At 69.5% G+C, this 17,690-nt stretch carries 26 protein-coding genes; 1 reads left to right on the top strand and 25 read right to left on the bottom strand.

Features of this window, described 5'->3' with window-relative positions:
• The 4 genes from C1I93_RS07185 to C1I93_RS07200 all read right to left on the bottom strand — a co-directional run.
• The coding region (locus C1I93_RS07185) for an aldo/keto reductase (protein WP_111242448.1) at positions 1-949 on the bottom strand (949 nt) is incomplete at its 3' end.
• A gap of 73 nt (positions 950-1,022) precedes the next feature.
• Entirely contained in the window at positions 1,023-1,832 is an 810-nt protein-coding gene (locus tag C1I93_RS07190; RefSeq protein ID WP_223256389.1) for a nucleotidyltransferase domain-containing protein, read from the bottom strand.
• Positions 1,817-3,496, bottom strand: a complete 1,680-nt coding sequence (locus tag C1I93_RS07195) for an ATP-binding cassette domain-containing protein (RefSeq protein ID WP_111242449.1) — start codon at positions 3,494-3,496, stop codon at positions 1,817-1,819. The genes C1I93_RS07190 and C1I93_RS07195 overlap by 16 nt, the downstream gene beginning before the upstream one ends.
• A gap of 56 nt (positions 3,497-3,552) precedes the next feature.
• The gene (locus tag C1I93_RS07200) at positions 3,553-4,158 is read right to left on the bottom strand and encodes a class I SAM-dependent methyltransferase (RefSeq protein WP_111242450.1); all 606 of its coding nucleotides are present in this window, start codon (positions 4,156-4,158) and stop codon (positions 3,553-3,555) included.
• 124 nt (positions 4,159-4,282) lie between these two features.
• On the opposite strand from C1I93_RS07200, the gene C1I93_RS07205 reads away from it, so the two are divergent.
• Positions 4,283-5,299 (top strand): hypothetical protein, encoded by a 1,017-nt coding sequence (locus C1I93_RS07205; RefSeq protein WP_111242451.1) that lies wholly within the window; start codon positions 4,283-4,285, stop codon positions 5,297-5,299.
• Positions 5,300-5,331: 32 nt separating this feature from the next.
• Here C1I93_RS07205 and truA read toward each other — a convergent pair whose 3' ends face one another.
• From truA to rplN, 21 genes are all read right to left on the bottom strand, one after another.
• Positions 5,332-6,162 carry a tRNA pseudouridine(38-40) synthase TruA gene (truA, locus tag C1I93_RS07210; protein WP_111242452.1) on the bottom strand — a complete coding sequence of 277 codons (831 nt, stop codon included), beginning with the start codon at positions 6,160-6,162 and terminating at the stop codon, positions 5,332-5,334.
• Positions 6,163-6,227: 65 nt separating this feature from the next.
• Entirely contained in the window at positions 6,228-6,788 is a 561-nt protein-coding gene (gene rplQ, locus C1I93_RS07215) for a 50S ribosomal protein L17 (RefSeq protein ID WP_111242453.1), read from the bottom strand.
• Between the two features lie 34 nt (positions 6,789-6,822).
• Complete coding sequence (locus C1I93_RS07220; protein ID WP_013735931.1) at positions 6,823-7,845, bottom strand: DNA-directed RNA polymerase subunit alpha; 1,023 nt, start codon at positions 7,843-7,845, stop codon at positions 6,823-6,825.
• Between the two features lie 95 nt (positions 7,846-7,940).
• On the bottom strand, positions 7,941-8,567 hold the full coding sequence (rpsD, locus tag C1I93_RS07225; RefSeq protein WP_111242454.1) for a 30S ribosomal protein S4: 627 nt from the start codon (positions 8,565-8,567) through the stop codon (positions 7,941-7,943).
• A 14-nt stretch (positions 8,568-8,581) separates the two neighbouring features.
• A complete protein-coding gene (gene rpsK, locus C1I93_RS07230; RefSeq protein ID WP_007073011.1) occupies positions 8,582-8,989 on the bottom strand; it encodes a 30S ribosomal protein S11 in 408 nt (135 codons plus the stop codon).
• An 18-nt stretch (positions 8,990-9,007) separates the two neighbouring features.
• Positions 9,008-9,388: a 30S ribosomal protein S13 gene (gene rpsM, locus C1I93_RS07235; protein ID WP_111242455.1), complete on the bottom strand. Its 381-nt coding sequence runs from the start codon at positions 9,386-9,388 to the stop codon at positions 9,008-9,010.
• A 269-nt stretch (positions 9,389-9,657) separates the two neighbouring features.
• Positions 9,658-9,771: a 50S ribosomal protein L36 gene (gene rpmJ / locus C1I93_RS07240; RefSeq protein ID WP_012184307.1), complete on the bottom strand. Its 114-nt coding sequence runs from the start codon at positions 9,769-9,771 to the stop codon at positions 9,658-9,660.
• 91 nt (positions 9,772-9,862) lie between these two features.
• A complete protein-coding gene (gene infA, locus C1I93_RS07245; RefSeq protein WP_007073013.1) occupies positions 9,863-10,084 on the bottom strand; it encodes a translation initiation factor IF-1 in 222 nt (73 codons plus the stop codon).
• 293 nt (positions 10,085-10,377) lie between these two features.
• Positions 10,378-11,229, bottom strand: coding sequence for a type I methionyl aminopeptidase (gene map, locus C1I93_RS07250; protein WP_111242456.1), 852 nt, complete (start codon positions 11,227-11,229; stop codon positions 10,378-10,380).
• Between the two features lie 89 nt (positions 11,230-11,318).
• Positions 11,319-11,972, bottom strand: a complete 654-nt coding sequence (locus tag C1I93_RS07255) for an adenylate kinase (protein ID WP_111242457.1) — start codon at positions 11,970-11,972, stop codon at positions 11,319-11,321.
• Positions 11,973-13,295, bottom strand: coding sequence for a preprotein translocase subunit SecY (secY, locus tag C1I93_RS07260; RefSeq protein ID WP_111242458.1), 1,323 nt, complete (start codon positions 13,293-13,295; stop codon positions 11,973-11,975).
• 233 nt (positions 13,296-13,528) lie between these two features.
• Positions 13,529-13,972, bottom strand: coding sequence for a 50S ribosomal protein L15 (gene rplO / locus C1I93_RS07265; protein ID WP_111242459.1), 444 nt, complete (start codon positions 13,970-13,972; stop codon positions 13,529-13,531).
• Complete coding sequence (gene rpmD, locus C1I93_RS07270; RefSeq protein WP_111242460.1) at positions 13,972-14,154, bottom strand: 50S ribosomal protein L30; 183 nt, start codon at positions 14,152-14,154, stop codon at positions 13,972-13,974. Before rpmD ends, rplO begins: the two co-directional genes overlap by 1 nt.
• Positions 14,154-14,768: a 30S ribosomal protein S5 gene (gene rpsE / locus C1I93_RS07275; protein ID WP_111242461.1), complete on the bottom strand. Its 615-nt coding sequence runs from the start codon at positions 14,766-14,768 to the stop codon at positions 14,154-14,156. The genes rpmD and rpsE overlap by 1 nt, the downstream gene beginning before the upstream one ends.
• Before the next feature lie 32 nt (positions 14,769-14,800).
• Positions 14,801-15,190 carry a 50S ribosomal protein L18 gene (gene rplR / locus C1I93_RS07280; RefSeq protein WP_111242462.1) on the bottom strand — a complete coding sequence of 130 codons (390 nt, stop codon included), beginning with the start codon at positions 15,188-15,190 and terminating at the stop codon, positions 14,801-14,803.
• A complete protein-coding gene (gene rplF, locus C1I93_RS07285; RefSeq protein WP_111242463.1) occupies positions 15,187-15,729 on the bottom strand; it encodes a 50S ribosomal protein L6 in 543 nt (180 codons plus the stop codon). Before rplF ends, rplR begins: the two co-directional genes overlap by 4 nt.
• A 16-nt stretch (positions 15,730-15,745) precedes the next feature.
• Positions 15,746-16,153, bottom strand: a complete 408-nt coding sequence (gene rpsH, locus C1I93_RS07290) for a 30S ribosomal protein S8 (protein WP_111242464.1) — start codon at positions 16,151-16,153, stop codon at positions 15,746-15,748.
• 94 nt (positions 16,154-16,247) lie between these two features.
• The gene (locus C1I93_RS07295) at positions 16,248-16,433 is read right to left on the bottom strand and encodes a type Z 30S ribosomal protein S14 (RefSeq protein WP_007073023.1); all 186 of its coding nucleotides are present in this window, start codon (positions 16,431-16,433) and stop codon (positions 16,248-16,250) included.
• Between the two features lies 1 nt (position 16,434).
• A complete protein-coding gene (gene rplE / locus C1I93_RS07300; protein ID WP_111242465.1) occupies positions 16,435-17,004 on the bottom strand; it encodes a 50S ribosomal protein L5 in 570 nt (189 codons plus the stop codon).
• Complete coding sequence (rplX, locus tag C1I93_RS07305) at positions 17,004-17,324, bottom strand: 50S ribosomal protein L24 (protein ID WP_012184319.1); 321 nt, start codon at positions 17,322-17,324, stop codon at positions 17,004-17,006. The genes rplE and rplX overlap by 1 nt, the downstream gene beginning before the upstream one ends.
• The gene (rplN, locus tag C1I93_RS07310) at positions 17,321-17,689 is read right to left on the bottom strand and encodes a 50S ribosomal protein L14 (protein ID WP_007465279.1); all 369 of its coding nucleotides are present in this window, start codon (positions 17,687-17,689) and stop codon (positions 17,321-17,323) included. The genes rplX and rplN overlap by 4 nt, the downstream gene beginning before the upstream one ends.
• Between the last annotated feature and the right edge of the window lies 1 nt (position 17,690).

Genomic DNA, 17,690 nt, shown 5'->3' on the forward strand with positions numbered 1-17,690 from the left:
AGTGGTCTAGGAGGGTGCGGAGGGCTTTGAGGTCGGGTTCGGTGGGGTGCCAGGTGCCGGCCTCGGCGTTGGCGCGGACCTGGGCGGGGGTGGTGGCCCCGGCGATCACCGAGGTCACCGCCGGCTGGGCGGCCAGCCCGCCGATCGCCACGTGCAGCATCGACACCCCCCGCTCGGCGGCGTACGCCTCGATGCCCTCGATGGTGTCCCAGTCGGCGGCGGCCAGGCGCTGGGCGTACCGGCCGCCACCGGCGAGCCGGCTGCCCGCGGGCGGCTCCGCACCGCGCTTGTACTTGCCGGTGAGCAGCCCGTTGGCCAGCGGGAAGAAGGGCAGCATGCCGAGGCCGAAGCGCTCGCAGGCGGGCAGCACCTCGATCTCGGCGTCCCGGTTGAGCAGACTGTAGTGGTTCTGCGCGCTGACGAAGCGGGTCAGCCCCCGGGTCTTCGCCGTCCAGTCGGCGTCGGCGATCTGCCAGCCGGTGAAGTTGGAGTTGCCCAGGTAGCGCACCTTGCCGGCGCGGACCAGGTCGTCCAGGGCGGTAAGGGTCTCGTCGATCGGGGTGCCCGGGTCGGGCTCGTGGAACTGGTACAGGTCGATGTAGTCGGTGTCGAGCCGGCGCAGCGACGCCTCGACCGCCCGGATCACGTACCGCCGCGAGCCGCGTACCCCGAAGTCCCGGCCGTTGCCGCCACCCATCGACATGCCGAACTTGGTGGTCACCACCACGTCGTCCCGGCGTCCCTTCAGAGCCGCACCGAGCTGCGTCTCCGACGCGCCGTGCGGCTCGCCGTAGATGTCGGCGGTGTCGAAGAAGTTGATTCCGACGTCGAGGGCGGCGTCGACCACCGCGCGGGTGCCGTCGAGGTCGAGTTTGCGGCCGAAATTGTTGCAGCCGATCCCCACCACTGACACCACGAGCCCGGAGTCGCCCAGCCGGCGATAGGTCATCTCAGTCACGAGATCAACCTTATGTCGCAGCGCGGAGCGCTGGTGGGGTGAGTGGCCCGATGGTGCCGGTCGGTCACCCGAGCGCGTCGATGACCAACCGCCGGGCCTGCGCGAGCGTCCGCGCCAGCTCCGGTGGGGTACGCCCCACCGCGCCGAGCAGCGCCTGTGCCCGGGCCGCGAAGTCGGCGGGCGCACCCGGCAGCCGCCCGGCGCTGGCGATCATGCCTTTCTCGTTGACCAGCCACCGCCGGTCCCGGCCGTGCAATGTGTGGACGATCACTCCGATGGCCCGGAAGAGGCAGCCGGCCACATAGCCGGCGTCACCGGCGGCCATGCCCTTCGCCGCCGCGTCGAGCAGGAACCCGGCCTCCCAGCTCCCGTCCACCAGGGCCCGCGCCAGTGCGGGCGGGTACGCGAGCACCTGCGCCCGCAACGCGGCCAACTCTCCAGTCGGGTCACCGAGCAGCCGACCGAGGGCGACCTCCCCGGCGTACGTGTGCGAGTAGAAGCCGAGCGGATGTCCCGCCTGCACCTCGACTGTGTAGCGGCCGGCGCGGCAGTCGGACCAGACGTCGCGTACCCGGTCGAGATCGCGGTAGATCCAGTCCACCGCCACCCCGTCGACCCGCAGCCAGCCGCCACCGTTCACCCACGGCCCCCAACCGCCGGGCGCGGTGAGTTCGACAGCGTCGTCGGCGATCGAGGCGGCCACCGCACGCAGCCCCGCGACGTCGAGCGGCCCCCGGTAGTACAGGCCCAGGTCCCAGTCGGAGTCGGGGCGGTGGTCGCCCCGGGACCGGCTACCGCCGAGCGCCACCGCGACCACCCCGTCGACCGCACAGAGCCGCTCGATCAGCTCGTCGTCGATCACGCCACGTCCCACACCGGCTCGTCGGTCTCCACCACCTCGCCGTCGTTGCGGAACAGCAGGAAGCGGTCGAAGGTCCGGGTGAACCAGCGGTCGTGGGTCACCGCCAGCACGGTGCCGGCGAACGCGGCCAGCCCGGCCTCCAGCGCCTCCGCCGAGGCCAGGTCGAGGTTGTCGGTCGGCTCGTCGAGCAGCAGCAGGGTGGCCCCGGACAGCTCCAGCAGCAGCACCAGGAACCGCGCCTGCTGCCCGCCGGAGAGGGTGCCGAAGCGCTGGTCGCCCTGCCCGGCCAGGTCGTACCGGCTGAGCGCGGCCATCGCCGCGTGCCGGTCCATGCCGGCCCGGTGCTCGTCACCCCGCCAGAGAATCTCGACGAGCGTCTTCGCCATCAGTTCCGGCCGGTCGTGGGTCTGGGAGAAGTGGCCGGGACGGACCCGGGCGCCGAGCCGGGCCACCCCGTCGTGCGCCACCGGCGCGAGCGCCGCCGCTCCGTCGACGGGGCCGTTGGCCGGGTCGGGGTCGGTGCCGCCCCGGGCCAGCAGCCGCAGGAAGTGCGACTTGCCGGTGCCGTTGGCGCCGAGCACCGCGACCCGGTCGCCGTACCACACCTCCAGGTCGAAGGGGTAGGTCAGGCCGTCGAGTTCGAGCTGTTCGCAGACGAGCGCGCGTTTGCCGGTGCGCCCGCCGGTCAGCCGCATCCGGATGTCCTGCTCCTTCGGCGGTACGGGCGGCGGCCCGGCCTCCTCGAACTTACGCAACCGGGTCTGCGCCGACTGGTACCGGGATGCCATGTCCGAGTTGTACGCGGCCTTCTGCTTGTACATCAGCATCTGCTCACGCAGCTTCTGGTGCTCCTCGTCCCACCGTTTGCGGAGTTCGTCGAGTCGGGCGTGGCGGGCCAACCGGGCGGCGTGCCAGCTCGCGAAGCCGCCCGGGTGCACCCAGGCGCTGCCACCCTCCACGGCGACCACCCGGTCGGCGGTGTGCGCCAGCAGTTCCCGGTCGTGCGAGACGTAGAGCACCGACTTGTTGGACTCCCGCAGCCGCGCCTCCAACCAGCGTTTGCCCGGCACGTCGAGGAAGTTGTCCGGCTCGTCGAGCAGCAGCACCTCCTCCGGCCCGCGCAGCAGCAGCTCCAGCGCGAAGCGTTTCTGCTGCCCACCGGAGAGGGTGCGGACCGGTCGCTGCCGGGCGGTCTCCCAGGGCAGGTCCAGCACGATGGTGGCGACGGTGTCGAAGAGCACCTCGGCGTCGTACCCGCCGGCCTCGCCCCAGGCGGCGAGCGCTTCGGCGTACGCCAGCTGGGCCTGGGCCGCAGCGGTGCTGTACTTGCCGCGCAGCTCGGCCGCGCGCATGGCCGCCTCCGTCTGGGCCAGCCGGCGACCGGCCTCGGGCAGCGGCGGAGGGGCGAGCGACAGCGCCAGGTCGGCGAGCGTCGACTCGTCGCCGATCATGCCGATGAACTGCCGCATCACGCCCAGCCCACCGGTGCGGGCGATGGCGCCGGTACGCACCGGCAGGTCGCCGGCGACCATCCGCAGCAGCGTCGTCTTGCCGGCGCCGTTCGGTCCGACCAATGCCACCTTGGCGCCCTCGCCGACCCGGAACGACACGTCGGCGAAGAGTTCCCGCCCGTCGGGCAGGGTGTGCCCGACCGCCGCCACATCCACGTATCCCACGTCGGCATCCTGCCGGAGCCGGGTGGGTGGGCCAACCGATTACCCGCGTCGGCCGTTCACCGCGTGACGCGGAGCACCCGGAAGCCCTTCTGGCTGGCGTGCCGCTCGACCTGCCAACCTTCGTCACCGAGCCAGCGGTGCAGCGAGTCGCCGCCGAGGTGGCGGGCCACCACCAGCCAGGCCACCCCGTCCGGGGCCAGCCTGGGCAGCCACCGCCGCAGCAACTGGTGCAACCCGTCCTTGCCGATCCGGATCGGCGGATTGGACCAGAGCTGCGCGAAGTCGAGGTCTGCGGGCACCTCGTCGGGTGTCGCCACCCGCACCCGGTCGGCGACGCCGAGCCGGGTCGCGTTGGCGGCGGTCAGTTCGCGCGCCCGCTCGTTGACGTCGACCGCCCAGACCGTGGCTGCCGGTGCGAGCGTCGCCAGGGTGCAGGTGATCGGACCGAATCCACAGCCGAGGTCGAGCAGCGCTCCGGTGGTGGCGGGACCGGGCAGTTCGCCCTTACGCAGCAGTACGGCGGTGCCGAGGTCGAGCCGGTTGGCCGAGAAGACCCCGGCCGAGGAGGCCAGGGTGTAGTCACGGCCGGCGACGGTGAACCGCACCTCGCGCGGCTGAGCGGGCGCGCTGGGTTCGGCGGTGAAGTAGTGGTCCCCGGTCACGCCGGCAATTGTCGCATCGGGCTTGGGCCGGCAGCGGAACGGGAGCCGGGCAGCGGTGGCCGGCGGTCATCGCGATTTCTGGAAAATACCTTCTAAAGGGACAAACCTCCCTACTCTGGACAGCATGGTTTATCGGTATGACTCCGATGAGGACGCATACGGCCCGTACCGGGACGACGAGCCCGAGACCCGCGCGTCGGGAAGCACCCCGCCCGCAGGGGGGCCGTCCCCCTCGCGCTTCCCGGTGCCGTCGCTGCCGCGTCCCAATCAGCTTTTCCTGCCCTCGGCGGCACCGGCGGCCCCACCGCCGCAGCAACCACCGCCGCAGCAACCACCGGCGCAGCGTCAGTCGGCACCGCCGCCGCGCGTCGCCGCCCGCGGCTGGCAGGTGGTGATCGGTGGTGCCGCCGTCCTGGTGCTTGTCGCGCTCGTCGGTCTCACCGTCGCGACCCTGCTCGACCGGGGCCAGCCGACCGACCAGACGGCCGCGCCGAACCCCACCGTGCAGACCACCCAAGACACCGAGGCGGGCGACCTCGACAACCGCGACACCGACCAGGCGCCCCTCACCGCGCGGGAGGTCTTTCCGGCCAGCACGGTCGTCGTCGGCGACAACCAGACGACGTACGAGGTGCGGCGCACCCAGTCCAGCGCCAGTTGCCCGGTGGCCGCCACCGACGAGGTGGCCGACCTGCTGGTGCGGCTCGGCTGCAACCAGGTGGTCCGCGCCACCCTCCGCGCGCCGGACCAGGAGCACCTGGTCACCGCGGGTCTGTTCAACCTGACCGACCGGTCCAGCGCCGAACGGGCCCGGGACCGGATCCGCCAGGTCCTCGACGACCGGCAGGGCCGGTTCCGGGGCATGCCGGCAGACGACGAGACCGAGATCATCGCCACTGCGCCGGCCCGGGTCGGCTGGCAGGTACGCGGCCACTACCTCGCGTACGCGGTGGTCGCCCGGGTCGACGGGGAAGCCATCCACTCCGGCGACACCCGGGTCCGCGAGATCCTGTTCGACCTGCTCGAACTGCACCTGAACAAGGGCGTGCTGGACCGGCGGGCCGAGGGCGGGACCGCCCAGCAGCCGACCGCCGAGCCGACCGAGGAGAGCAGCGGCCAGGACGAGTCCATCGAGGACTGACAGAGCGGACGACGCGGGCGGCCGACGCAGGCTCAGGTCTCGACCGGCACCCGGAGTCGCCGGGTCGCCTCGGCCCGGCGCAGGTACTCGGCGGGATCTTCCGGATAGCCCACCGCCACCAGGGTCAGCCCGTGCGCCGGTGCCACACTCACCTCGCTGGACCGTTCCCGCCGGGTGAGCAGACCCGCCGGCCACGTCGGGGGCCGCCGCCCCTCCCCCACCGCCAGCATGGCACCCACCAGGCTGCGCACCATGGCCTGACAGAAGGCGTCGGCCTGCACGGTGGCGACGAGAATGCCGTCGGCGTCGCGCCGCCAGTCCAGCCGGGTCACCTCCCGCAGCGTGGTGGCGTTCTCCTTACGCCGGCAGTACGCGGCGAAGTCGTGCTCCCCCACCAGACCGGCCGCGGCAGCGGCGAGCCGGTCCAAATCGAGCGCTCGCGGCCAGGCCAGGATCTCGTGTCGACGCAGCGGCTCGGCACCCCACGGCGCATCGGTGACCCGGTACTCGTACCTGCGGAAGGTCGCCGAGAAACGGGCGTCGAAGGTGGTGGGCACCGGGGCCATCGCCCGCACCCGGACGTCGGGTGGCAGCAGCCGGGCCAGTCGACGCAGCAGGCGGTCCGCGTGCGCCTGCCAGACCTCGGCGGGTAGGTCGAGGTGACAGACCTGCCCGCTGGCGTGCACCCCGGCGTCGGTGCGTCCCGCCACGGTCAACCCGGTGGCGGTGCCGGCGCCGAGGACCAGATCCAGCGCCCCGACCAGCACTCCGGCGACCGTACGCCGATCCGGCTGGGCGGCCCATCCGGAGAAGTCCGTGCCGTCGTACGCCACGTCCAGCCGCAGCCGGATCCGCTCCTGCACGTCGTACCTCCTAGACGGGTCGGGCCCGGCACCCCAGGGGGTACCGGGCCCGACGACGGCCTGGATCAGGCCTTGCCTTCCTCGGTGGCCAGGTCGCTGTCCTCGCGGGCGGCGGCGGTGTCACCCGACGCCGACACCGGAGCCTCGGCGTCCTGGTCGCCCGAGCGCGCGGCCGGGGTCTCCTCGGCCGGGGCCAGCGCCTCGACCTTGTCCTGCTGAGCGGCCTTGCGGCCGGCGGTCTTCTGGTTCGCCTTGGGCTCGGCGACCTGAAGCTCCTCGACCAGCTCGATGACGGCCATCGGCGCGTTGTCACCCTTGCGCGGACCGACCTTCACGATCCGGGTGTAGCCACCGTTGCGGTTGGCGTACCGCGGCGCGATCTGGTCGAACAGGGCGTAGACCACGTCCTTGTCCCGGACCACGGTCAGCACCCGCCGACGCGCGGCGAGGTCGCCCCGCTTGGCCTTGGTGATCAGCTGCTCGGCGAGCGGACGCAGCCGCCGGGCCTTGGTCTCGGTGGTCTTGATCCGACCGTGCTGGAACAGCGAGGTGGCCAGGTTGGCCAGCATCAGCCGCTCGTGCGCGGGGCTGCCGCCGAGGCGGGCGCCTTTGGTGGGCGTGGGCATGCTTGGTGCTCCTCAGGTGTGGCGGCAGCGCGGACTAGAGCTGCTCGGTCTCGCGGTAGTCGTCGGTGTCGTAGTCGGCCTCGCCGAAGGCATCCACGACGTGCGCCGGGTCGAAGTTCGGAGCCGAGTCCTTCAGCCCCAGACCCATCCCGGCGAGCTTCATCTTGACCTCGTCGATCGACTTCTGGCCGAAGTTGCGGATGTCGAGAAGGTCGGCCTCGGTACGCCCGATGAGCTCACCAACGGAGTTGATGCCCTCGCGCTTGAGGCAGTTGTAGGAGCGGACGGTCAGGTCCAGCTCCTCGATCGGCAGGGCCAGGTCCGCCGCCAGCTGCGCGTCCTGCGGGGACGGGCCAATGTCGATGCCCTCCGCCGTCTCGTCCAGCTCCCGGGCCAGCCCGAACAGCTCCACAAGCGTCGAGCCGGCCGAGGCCAGCGCGGTACGCGGGCCCATCGACGGCTTGGTCTCGACGTCGATGATGAGCCGGTCGAAGTCGGTCCGCTGCTCGACCCGGGTCGCCTCGACCCGGTACGTCACCTTGAGCACCGGCGAGTAGATCGAGTCGACCGGGATCCGGCCGATCTCGGCGCCCGCCTGCTTGTTCTGCGCCGCCGTGACGTAGCCCCGGCCCCGCTCGACGGTCAGCTCCATGTCGAGCCGGCCCTTGCCGTTGAGGGTGGCGAGCTTCAGGTCCGGGTTGTGCACCGAGACACCGGCCGGGGGCTGGATGTCACCGGCGGTCACGTCGCCCGGGCCCTGCTTGCGCAGGTACATGCTGACCGGCTCGTCGTGCTCGGAGCTGACGCAGAGCTCCTTGATGTTCATGACGAGCTCGACCACGTCCTCCTTGACCCCGGGGATCGTGGTGAACTCGTGCAGGACACCGTCGATCTTGATCGAGGTGACCGCCGCACCCGGGATGGACGACAGCAGCGTACGCCGCAGCGAGTTGCCCAGGGTGTAGCCGAAGCCCGGCTCCAGCGGCTCGATGGTGAACCGGGACCGGGTCTCGTTGATCGACTCCTCGGAGAGGGTCGGTCGCTGGCTGATGAGCATCTTTTCTCTTCTCTTCCGGGGCGCCCGCTATTTGACGCCCACGACACAAACTGTTCCGGTGGCCCGCCCACCGGGCGGGCCACCGCAACGAGCCCTTACTTCGAGTAGAGCTCGACGATCAGCTGCTCCTGGACCTGGGTGTCGATCACCTGGCGGGCCGGGAGCGAGTGCACGAGGATCTTCATCTGGCTCGGGATCGCCTCCAGCCACGCCGGGACGGTCTTCGAGCCGGCCTCACCCTGCGCCACCAGGAACGGGGTGAGTTCCTTGCTCTTGCCACGCACCTCGATGATGTCGTGTGCGCTGACCCGGTACGACGGGATGTCGACCTTCTTGCCGTTCACCGTGAAGTGACCGTGCTTGACCAGCTGACGGGCCATGTCCCGGGACTTGGCGTAGCCAGCCCGGTAGACCACGTTGTCCAGCCGCGACTCGAGGATCTGCAGGAGGACCTCACCGGTCTTGGCCTGCTTGGCCACGGCCTCCTCGTAGTAACCGCGGAACTGCTTCTCCAGCACGCCGTAGACCCGGCGAGCCTTCTGCTTCTCACGGAGCTGGAGCAGGTACTCCGTCTCCTTGGTGCGGCCGCGGCCGTGCTGCCCGGGCGGGAACGGCCGGGACTCGAACGGGCACTTCGGGCCATCGCACTTGCTGCCCTTGAGGAACAGCTTCATCTTCTCCCGCCGGCAACGGCGGCAGTCAGCACCGGTGTAACGAGCCATCTCTCTCTAACCTCTCAGACCCGGCGACGCTTCGGCGGACGGCACCCGTTGTGCGGCTGCGGGGTGACGTCGGAGATCTGCCCGACCTCCAGACCCACCGCCTGCAACGAACGGATGGCGGTCTCCCGGCCGGAGCCGGGGCCCTTGACGAACACGTCGACCTTGCGCATGCCGTGCTCCATCGCCCGACGCGCGGCGGCCTCGGCGGCGAGCTGCGCGGCGAACGGGGTCGACTTGCGGGAGCCCTTGAAGCCAACCTGGCCCGCGGAGGCCCAGGAGATGACGGCACCGGTCGGGTCCGTGATGGACACGATGGTGTTGTTGAAGGTGCTCTTGATGTGCGCCTGCCCGTGGGCGACGTTCTTGCGTTCCTTGCGCCGGACCTTCTTGACGGCGGCTCCGGCACGAGCCTTCGGTGGCATAAGTCTGTGCGCTCCTAATTACTTCTTGCCGGGCTTCTTCTTGCCGGCGACCGTCCGCTTCGGGCCCTTGCGGGTGCGGGCGTTGGTCCGCGTCCGCTGGCCACGGACCGGCAGGCCCCGGCGGTGCCGGATGCCGGCGTAGCAGCCGATCTCGACCTTGCGGCGGATGTCAGCGGCGACCTCGCGGCGCAGGTCACCTTCTACCTTGTAGTTGCCCTCGATGTGGTCACGGAGCTGAACCAGCTCCTCGTCCGTGAGGTCCCGGGCGCGCTTGTCCGGCGAGATGCCGGTGGCAGCGAGCGTCTCCAGGGCGCGGGTGCGTCCCACGCCGAAGATGTAGGTGAGCGCGATCTCCAACCGCTTGTCGCGGGGGAGGTCCACGCCGACTAGACGTGCCATGTGCGGGCGTACTCCTCGTGATGTGTGTCGGAGGTGTGGACCCGTCCCACCCCGCTACCGACCTTCCGGCTCCCCGACGCGGTGTCGCGCCGGCGACCGGAACCGGTCGTTGCCCAAGCGGGCCCCGGCCTCCGACCGGGGGTCAACCACGAGTGTGTACGCGTCGCGTACCGCCCGCGGCTGGAACGAGCATGTGACATGTGTTGGCAGGATCTGCCCGCCTGGCCTCGCCTCGGCCGGCCGTCGAACTTCCGACCGGACGCTACGGTTCAGCCCTGGCGCTGCTTGTGGCGCGGGTCGGTGCAGATGACCATGACCCGGCCGTGCCGGCGGATCACCCGGCACTTGTTGCAGATCCTCTTGACGCTCGGCTTGACCTTCACGGTTGCCTTACTTCCCATCTGGCCCGGCGCCACGAGGCGCGACACCGGACGTCGAAGACGGACACGGGACGATTCCGGGCCGCCGTCAGGCTTACTTGTAGCGGTAGACGATGCGCCCGCGAGTCAGGTCGTACGGCGAGAGCTCGACGACGACCCGGTCCTCCGGCAGGATGCGGATGTAGTGCTGCCGCATCTTGCCGCTGATGTGAGCCAGCACCTTGTGGCCGTTGGCGAGCTCCACCCGGAACATGGCGTTCGGCAGGGGCTCGATGACCCGACCTTCGATCTCGATGGCTCCGTCTTTTTTCGGCATGTCCTCCGCTGTCCTGACGTCGATTACTCCGGACGGCCCACAACGTCTTACACGGTCGTCTGATCAAGATCAGAGTCCCGCGCCAGCCGCGGCTCCGCGTCCCACCGAAGCGCTGGTGGGCATGGCGGAGTGGACGCTGCGCGCCGATCAGAAAGTGTACGCCCGCCGACACGCCGCCGCCAAACCGACCCTCCCCCTACCCCAAACCGGCGCGCCGATCTAGGGGTAATCGTCGTCGCTGGAGATCAACTCACCGCGATTACCCCTAGATCGACGCGTGCAGGACGTACGGGTCAGCCAGCCGGCGACGTGCTCGGCTCGCGGCTGGTCACCAGGTCGCCGAGGCGGGCCCGCCCGCCGTCCGGTGCGGTGAGCACCCAGACCCCGTCCGGCAGCAGCGCCATGGTGTGCTCGACGTGCGCGGCCCGCGAGCCGTCCCGGGTGACCACCGTCCAACCGTCGGCGAGTTCGACGGTACGCGGCGAACCCAGCGTGATCATCGGCTCGATGGCCAGCGCCATGCCCGGCACCAGACGGGGGCCCTTACCCGGGCGCCCATGGTTGAGCACGTGCGGGTCCTGGTGCATCTCCGTGCCGATGCCGTGCCCGCCGTATCCGTCGACGATGCCGTAGCGGCCGGCCCGGCGTACCGCCCTCTCGACCGCGTGGGAGATGTCGGTGAGCCGGCCCTTGCCACTGGCCGCGCCACGGGCGGCCACGGCGATGCCGGCCCACATCGCGTCCTCGGCCACCTCCGCCATCCGCAGCAGCGCCGGATCGACCTCGCCCACGCCTACCGTGATCGCCGCGTCGCCGTGCCACCCGTCGAGCACCGCGCCGCAGTCGATCGAGATCAGGTCGCCCTCGGCGAGGGTCTGCTCGGGCGATGGGATGGCGTGCACGACCTGCTCGTTGACCGAGGAGCAGATGGACGCCGGAAAGCCGTGGTAGCCCTTGAAGGACGGGACCGCACCGGCCTCCCGGATGGTCGCCTCGGCGATCGCGTCCAGGTCGGCCGTGCTCACCCCGGGAGCCACTGCCTCCCGCATCCGCCGCAGCGCCTCCGCGACCACCAGACCGGCGGCACGCATCTTCTCGATCTGCTCGGGGGTCTTCAGCTGGATGTCCAGCTGGGGACGACGCATGGAGGCGCTACCTTTCCTTACCGACACAGCGGGGCACGTCGGACGTACCCCGCTGTGCGCACTCTATCCGGCTGGCGACTACGCCGACCTCAGCCTCCGTACGACCGGAGGGCGTCGATCGCGCGGACCGTGACATCCTCGACCGGGCCGGTGGCGTCGATGCCGACCAGCTTGCCCTGGGCACCGTAGTAGTCCACGAGCGGTGCGGTCTTCTCGGCGTACTCACGCAGCCGGGCGGCGATGGTCTCCGGCTTGTCGTCGTCACGCTGGAACAGCTCGGCACCACACCTGTCGCAGATGCCCTCGCGGCTGGTCGGGTCGAACTCGACGTGCCAGATCTTGCCGCAGCCTCGGCAGGTGCGCCGGCCGGAGAGCCGCCGGATCACCTCGTCGTCGTCGACCACCAGTTCCAGCACCAGCTCCAGCGCGGTGCCCAGGTCGGCGAGGAGCTTGTCCAGCGCCGCGGCCTGCGGGGTGGTGCGCGGGAACCCGTCGAGCAGGAAGCCCTCAGCGGCGTCCGCCTCGGCGAGCCGGTCCCGCACCATGTTGATGGTGACCTCGTCCGGGACCAGCTTGCCGGCGTCCATGTAGCGCTTGGCCTCCACGCCCAGCGGCGTGCCCTGCGACACGTTGGCGCGGAAGATGTCGCCGGTGGAGATCTTCGGCACGGAGAGGTGCGCGGCGATGAACTCCGCCTGTGTGCCCTTGCCAGCGCCCGGCGGGCCAACCAGAACCAGTCTCATCTACCGCAGGAACCCTTCGTAGTTCCGCTGCATCAGCTGGCTCTCGATCTGCTTGCTGGTTTCGAGAGCCACGCCGACCATGATCAGCACAGCGGTCCCGCCGAACGGGAAGTTGAGGTACTGCTGCCGGTCCAGCCAGATGAAGAAGAAGTTCGGCAGGATCGAGATCGTCGCGAGGTACAGCGCGCCCGGCAGGGTGATCCGGCTCAGGATGAAGTCCAGGTAGTCGGCGGTCGGCTTGCCGGGGCGGATGCCCGGCACGAAGCCGCCGTACTTCTTCATGTTGTCCGCGACCTCGGTCGGGTTGAACGTGATCGAGACGTAGAAGTACGTGAAGAAGATGATCAGCAGGAAGTAGACCGCGATGTAGATCGGGCTGGTCGGGTCGACCAGGTTGTTCTGGATCCACGCCTGGGTCTTGCCCGGGTCGTTCTGGTCGAAGAACTGGAGCGCCAGCTGCGGCAGGTAGAGCAGCGACGAACCGAAGATGACCGGGATGACACCCGCCTGATTGACCTTCAGCGGGATGTAGGTCGAGGTGCCGCCGTACATCCGCCGGCCGATCATGCGCTTGGCGTACTGCACCGGGATCCGGCGCTGGGCCTGCTCGATGAAGGTGACAGCGGTGATGACCACCAGCACCAAGGCGATGACCAGGAGGAACTTCCACCAGCCCTGGCTCTCCTTGATCCGCCAGCCCTCGCTGGGCAGCCGGGCGGCGATCGAGGTGAAGATCAGGACGGACATGCCGTTGCCGACGCCGCGGTCGGTGATCAGCTCACCGAGCCACATGACCACGCCGGTGCCGGCGGTCATCGTCATCACCAGGATGGACAGCGTCAGCCAGTCCGGGATGCCGGTGCCGGTCGGGATGATCTCCTCGTTGCACATGTTGTTGAACAGCTGGCCGGAGCGGGCCAGCGCGACGAAGGCCGAGGCCTGAAGGACACCCAGGCCCAGGGTCAGGTAGCGGGTGTACTGCGTGATCTTCGCCTGGCCGGCCTGGCCCTCCTTGCGGAGCTGCTCCAGACGCGGGATGACCACTGTCAGCAGCTGAAGGATGATCGACGCGGTGATGTAGGGCATGATGCCCAGCGCGAAGATCGACAGCTGGAGCAGCGCGCCGCCGGAGAAGAGGTCGAGCAGGTTCAGGACGCCCGTCGAGCCCTCGACGGCCTCCAGGCACTTCTGCACGTTGCCGTACGAGACACCGGGGCTAGGCACGGTCGCGCCAAGGCGGTAGACCGCGATGATGCCGACTGTGAACAGCAGCTTCTTGCGCAGGTCAGGCGTACGGAACGCACTGAGAAAGGCGGACAGCAACTTCTTCCTCCTGCGCGAGGCGGGCCGCCGGTCGTCCCTGGCGGTTCGGGGTGGGTGCCGGGCAAGTGCCCGATATCCATGGCTGGGAAGGGACTCTAACAGCCCGATCCCGGTCCGGGCAGATGTGCCCGGCGACATAAACCAGATCCGATGTTACCGGGCGCAGCCGCCCGGTGGAGAGCACGGCGCCCGCCAGCTGGGATCAACTGGCGGGCACCAAGCATTTGCGCAGCTTACAGCTCGGTAACCGAGCCACCGGCTGCAGCGATCTTCTCCTTGGCCGACGCGCTGAACGCGTGCGCCGAAACCTGGAGCGCCACACCGCCGAGGTCCCCGGTGCCGAGAACCTTGACCGGCTGACCCTTGCGGACCGCGCCGGCCTCGACCAGCTCGGCCGGGCCGATCTGGCCACCGTTCGGGAACAGTTCGGCCAGACGGTCCAGGTTGACCACCTGGAAGACCACCTTGAACTTGTTCTTGAAGCCCTTCAGCTTCGGCAGACGCATGTGGATGGGCATCTGCCCACCCTCGAACGCCGCCGAGATGTTCTTCCGGGCCTTCGAGCCCTTGGTACCGCGACCGGCGGTCTTGCCCTTGGAGCCCTCACCGCGACCCACCCGGGTCTTCGCGGTCTTGGCTCCCGGTGCCGGGCGCAGGTGGTGGACCTTGATCGTCATTACTCGACCTCCTCGACCTTCACGAGGTGGCTCACCTTGAAGATCATGCCGCGAATCTCCGGCCGGTCCTCCTTGACCACCACGTCGTTGATCCGCTTCAGGCCGAGCGAACGCAGCGACTCACGCTGGTTGTGCTTGGTCCCGATGTCGGAACGGACCTGGGTGACCTTCAGCCGTGCCATCAGGACGCCACCTCCGCCCGCGAGGCCAGCATGGCGGCCGGAGCAACGTCCTCCACCGGCAGGCCCCGACGCGCGGCGACGGCCTCCGGGGACTCAAGCCCCTTCAGCGCGGCCACCGTAGCGTGCACGATGTTGATCGGGTTCGACGAACCGAGGCTCTTGGAGAGCACGTCGTGGATTCCCGCGCACTCCAGCACGGCACGGACCGGACCACCGGCGATGACACCCGTACCGGCCGAGGCCGGCTTGAGCAGCACCACACCGGCGGCGTCCTCGCCCGTGATCGGGTGCGGGATCGACTGACCGATCCGCGGCACCTTGAAGAAGTGCTTCTTGGCCTCCTCGACACCCTTGGCGATCGCCGCAGGCACCTCCTTGGCCTTTCCGTAACCCACGCCCACGGTGCCGTCACCGTCGCCCACGATCACCAGGGCGGTGAAGCTGAAGCGACGACCACCCTTCACGACCTTGGCGACACGGTTGATCGCGACGACCCGCTCGAGGTGCGGGGTCTTCTCGGCGGGCGCGTTTCCGCGGCCGCCCTCACGGCGGTTGTCGCGGCGACCACCCTCGTTGCCACCGGACCCGCCGCCACGGCGCTGTTGACCTGGCATCAGCAGCCTTCCTCTCTCTCGTGACGGGGTTTCTAGAACTCGAGCCCGGCTTCGCGGGCGGCGTCAGCCAGCGCGGCTACCCGCCCCGCGTACCGACTGCCACCGCGGTCGAAGACGACCTTGGAGACGCCAGCGGCCTTGGCCCGCTCGGCGAGCAGGGCCCCGACCTTGCCAGCCAGGACGCTCTTGTCGCCCTCCGTGCCGCGCAGCGAGGCGTCCAGGGTCGAGGCCGACGCCAGGGTGTGACCCTTGGTGTCGTCCACGATCTGGGCCACGATGTGCCGCAGCGAACGGGTGACGACCAGGCGCGGACGCTCGGCGGTGCCGCTGACGTTCTTGCGGACCCGGAAGTGCCGACGCGCACGCCCGACGGCACGCTTGGCGGCAACGCCGCGGCGGCGCTTGAGCAGCGTGGCGCTCACTTCTTACCTGCCTTTCCGGCCTTGCGGCGAATGACCTCGCCCTGGTACTTCACGCCCTTGCCCTTGTAGGGCTCCGGCGGGCGGATCTTCCGGATGTTGGCGGCGACCTCACCGACCAACTGCTTGTCGATGCCGGCCACGTGGAACAGCGTCGGCTTCTCCACCGTGAAGGTGATGCCGTCCGGCGCCTGCACCGGTACCGGGTGCGAGAACCCGAGCGCGAACTCCAGGTCCTTGCCCTTGGCGGTGACCCGGTAACCGGTACCGGCGATCTCCAGGCTCTTACGGTAGCCCTCGGTGACCCCGACGATCATGTTGGCGACCAGGGTACGGCTCAGGCCGTGCAGCTCCTTGGCCTTGCGCTCGTCGTTCGGGCGGTTGACGTTCAGCTGCCCGTCCTCGGCCCGCTCAATCGTGATGGGCTCGGCCAGGGTGTGCGACAGCTCGCCCTTGGGGCCCTTGACCTTGACGGTCTGACCGTCGATCGTCACGTCGACGCCGGAGGGCACCGGGATCGACTTACGTCCAATACGCGACATTTCTACCTGTCTCCCGTTACCAGACGAAGGCGAGGACTTCCCCGCCAACGCTCCGCTTGCGGGCCTGCCGGTCGGTGAGCAGCCCCTGGGACGTCGAAATGATCGCCACGCCCAGCCCGCCGAGCACCCGGGGGAGCCCGTCCGACTTGGCGTACACCCGCAGACCGGGCTTGGAGACGCGCTTGATGCCGGCCAGGCTCCGCTCCCGGTTCTGGCCGTACTTCAGCTCGACGACCAGTCGCTTGCCGACGGCACCCTCTTCGGGCTCCTCGACCAACCAGGTGGCGATGTAACCCTCGGTCTTGAGGACCTCGGCGATGTTCGCCTTGATCTTCGAGTAGGGCATCGTCACCCGGTCGTGGTACGCCTGGTTGGCGTTACGCAGACGCGTGAGCATGTCTGCGATCGGGTCGGTCATCGTCATGAAACTCGTCAACCTTTCTCGCCGGGGTTCCCGCGACTCGCGCAGGCCTACGGCGAAGAGACAGTCCAGCTAACGCCCGTGGCGCGCCGGGCTATTACCAGGAAGCCTTGGACACGCCGGGCAGCTCACCGCGGTGAGCCATCTCCCGGATGCACACCCGGCAGAGCCCGAACTTGCGGTAGACCGCCTTGGGACGCCCGCACCGCTGGCAGCGGGTGTACGCGCGAACCGAGAACTTCGGCTTCGCGGCCGCCTTGAGGATCAGCGCCTTCTTGGCCATCTCAGTTCTCCTTGAACGGGAAGCCCAGGAGCTTCAACAGCGCCCGGCCCTCGTCGTCGGTCGTGGCGGTGGTGACCACCGTGATGTCCATGCCCCGCTGGCGATCGATCTTGTCCTGGTCGATCTCGTGGAACACCGACTGCTCGGTCAGACCGAACGTGTAGTTGCCGTGCCCATCGAGCTTGCGCCCGTCCAGGCCGCGGAAGTCACGGATACGCGGCAGCGCGATGGAGAGCAGCCGGTCCAGGAACTCCCACATCCGGTCGCCGCGCAGGGTCACCTTCGCGCCGATCGGCATGCCCTCCCGCAGCTTGAACTGCGCGATGGACTTCTTCGCCCGCCGGACCAGCGGCTTCTGGCCGGTGATCGTGGCCAGGTCGCGGACCGCGCCGTCGATGAGCTTGGCGTCCCGGGCGGCCTCGCCGACACCCATGTTCACGACGATCTTGACCAGCCGCGGCACCTGCATCGGGTTGCCGTAGCTGCCCTGCTCGCGGAGCTGGGCCACGATCTCGTTGCGGTACCGCTCCTTGAGGCGCGGCATGGTCTTGGTTTCGGTAGCCGTGGTCATCACAGGTCCTTACCGGTGCTACGCGCGATGCGAACCTTCTGGCCGTTCTCGTCGATCCGGTAACCGACGCGAGTCGGCTTGCCGTCGGAGTCCACGACCATCACGTTCGAGACGTGGATCGGGGCCTCCTGGGTGACGATGCCACCGGTCTTGGCGCCACGCTGAGTGGTGCTGATGCGGGTGTGCTTCTTGACCCGGTTCACGCCCTCGACCAGGACCTTGTCCTGCCGCGGGTAGGCCGCAATGACCTTGCCCTTGGCACCCTTGTCCTTGCCGGCGATGACGACGACCGTGTCGCCCTTCTTGACCTTCACGGTCACAACACCTCCGGCGCGAGAGAAATGATCTTCATGAACCGCTTGTCCCGCAGCTCACGGCCGACCGGGCCGAAGATACGAGTGCCACGCGGGTCCCCGCCGTCCTTGATGATGACGGCGGCGTTCTCGTCGAAGCGGATGTACGAACCGTCCGGCCGACGCCTCTCCTTGGCGGTGCGGACGACTACCGCCTTGACGACGTCGCCCTTCTTCACACCGGCACCCGGGATCGCGTCCTTGACGGTGGCGACGATGACGTCGCCGATGCTCGCGTAGCGCCGACCGGAACCACCGAGAACCCGGATGCACAGGATCTCCCGGGCACCCGTGTTGTCGGCGACGCGCAGTCGCGACTCCTGCTGAATCACG

The organism is Micromonospora endophytica (assembly GCF_003236305.1).
Lineage (GTDB): Bacteria > Actinomycetota > Actinomycetes > Mycobacteriales > Micromonosporaceae > Micromonospora > Micromonospora endophytica.

Excerpts from the sequence above, each read along its gene's own strand:
- C1I93_RS07205 (WP_111242451.1), top strand. The coding sequence starts at position 4,283 with ATGGTTTATCGGTATGACTCCGATGAGGACGCATACGGCCCGTACCGG.
- rplQ (WP_111242453.1), bottom strand. The coding sequence starts at position 6,788 with ATGCCCACGCCCACCAAAGGCGCCCGCCTCGGCGGCAGCCCCGCGCAC.
- C1I93_RS07220 (WP_013735931.1), bottom strand. The coding sequence starts at position 7,845 with ATGCTCATCAGCCAGCGACCGACCCTCTCCGAGGAGTCGATCAACGAG.
- rpsD (WP_111242454.1), bottom strand. The coding sequence starts at position 8,567 with ATGGCTCGTTACACCGGTGCTGACTGCCGCCGTTGCCGGCGGGAGAAG.
- rpsK (WP_007073011.1), bottom strand. The coding sequence starts at position 8,989 with ATGCCACCGAAGGCTCGTGCCGGAGCCGCCGTCAAGAAGGTCCGGCGC.
- rpsM (WP_111242455.1), bottom strand. The coding sequence starts at position 9,388 with ATGGCACGTCTAGTCGGCGTGGACCTCCCCCGCGACAAGCGGTTGGAG.
- infA (WP_007073013.1), bottom strand. The coding sequence starts at position 10,084 with ATGCCGAAAAAAGACGGAGCCATCGAGATCGAAGGTCGGGTCATCGAG.
- map (WP_111242456.1), bottom strand. The coding sequence starts at position 11,229 with ATGCGTCGTCCCCAGCTGGACATCCAGCTGAAGACCCCCGAGCAGATC.
- C1I93_RS07255 (WP_111242457.1), bottom strand. The coding sequence starts at position 11,972 with ATGAGACTGGTTCTGGTTGGCCCGCCGGGCGCTGGCAAGGGCACACAG.
- rplO (WP_111242459.1), bottom strand. The coding sequence starts at position 13,972 with ATGACGATCAAGGTCCACCACCTGCGCCCGGCACCGGGAGCCAAGACC.
- rpmD (WP_111242460.1), bottom strand. The coding sequence starts at position 14,154 with ATGGCACGGCTGAAGGTCACCCAGGTCCGTTCCGACATCGGGACCAAG.
- rpsE (WP_111242461.1), bottom strand. The coding sequence starts at position 14,768 with ATGCCAGGTCAACAGCGCCGTGGCGGCGGGTCCGGTGGCAACGAGGGT.
- rplF (WP_111242463.1), bottom strand. The coding sequence starts at position 15,729 with ATGTCGCGTATTGGACGTAAGTCGATCCCGGTGCCCTCCGGCGTCGAC.
- rpsH (WP_111242464.1), bottom strand. The coding sequence starts at position 16,153 with ATGACGATGACCGACCCGATCGCAGACATGCTCACGCGTCTGCGTAAC.
- C1I93_RS07295 (WP_007073023.1), bottom strand. The coding sequence starts at position 16,433 with ATGGCCAAGAAGGCGCTGATCCTCAAGGCGGCCGCGAAGCCGAAGTTC.
- rplE (WP_111242465.1), bottom strand. The coding sequence starts at position 17,004 with ATGACCACGGCTACCGAAACCAAGACCATGCCGCGCCTCAAGGAGCGG.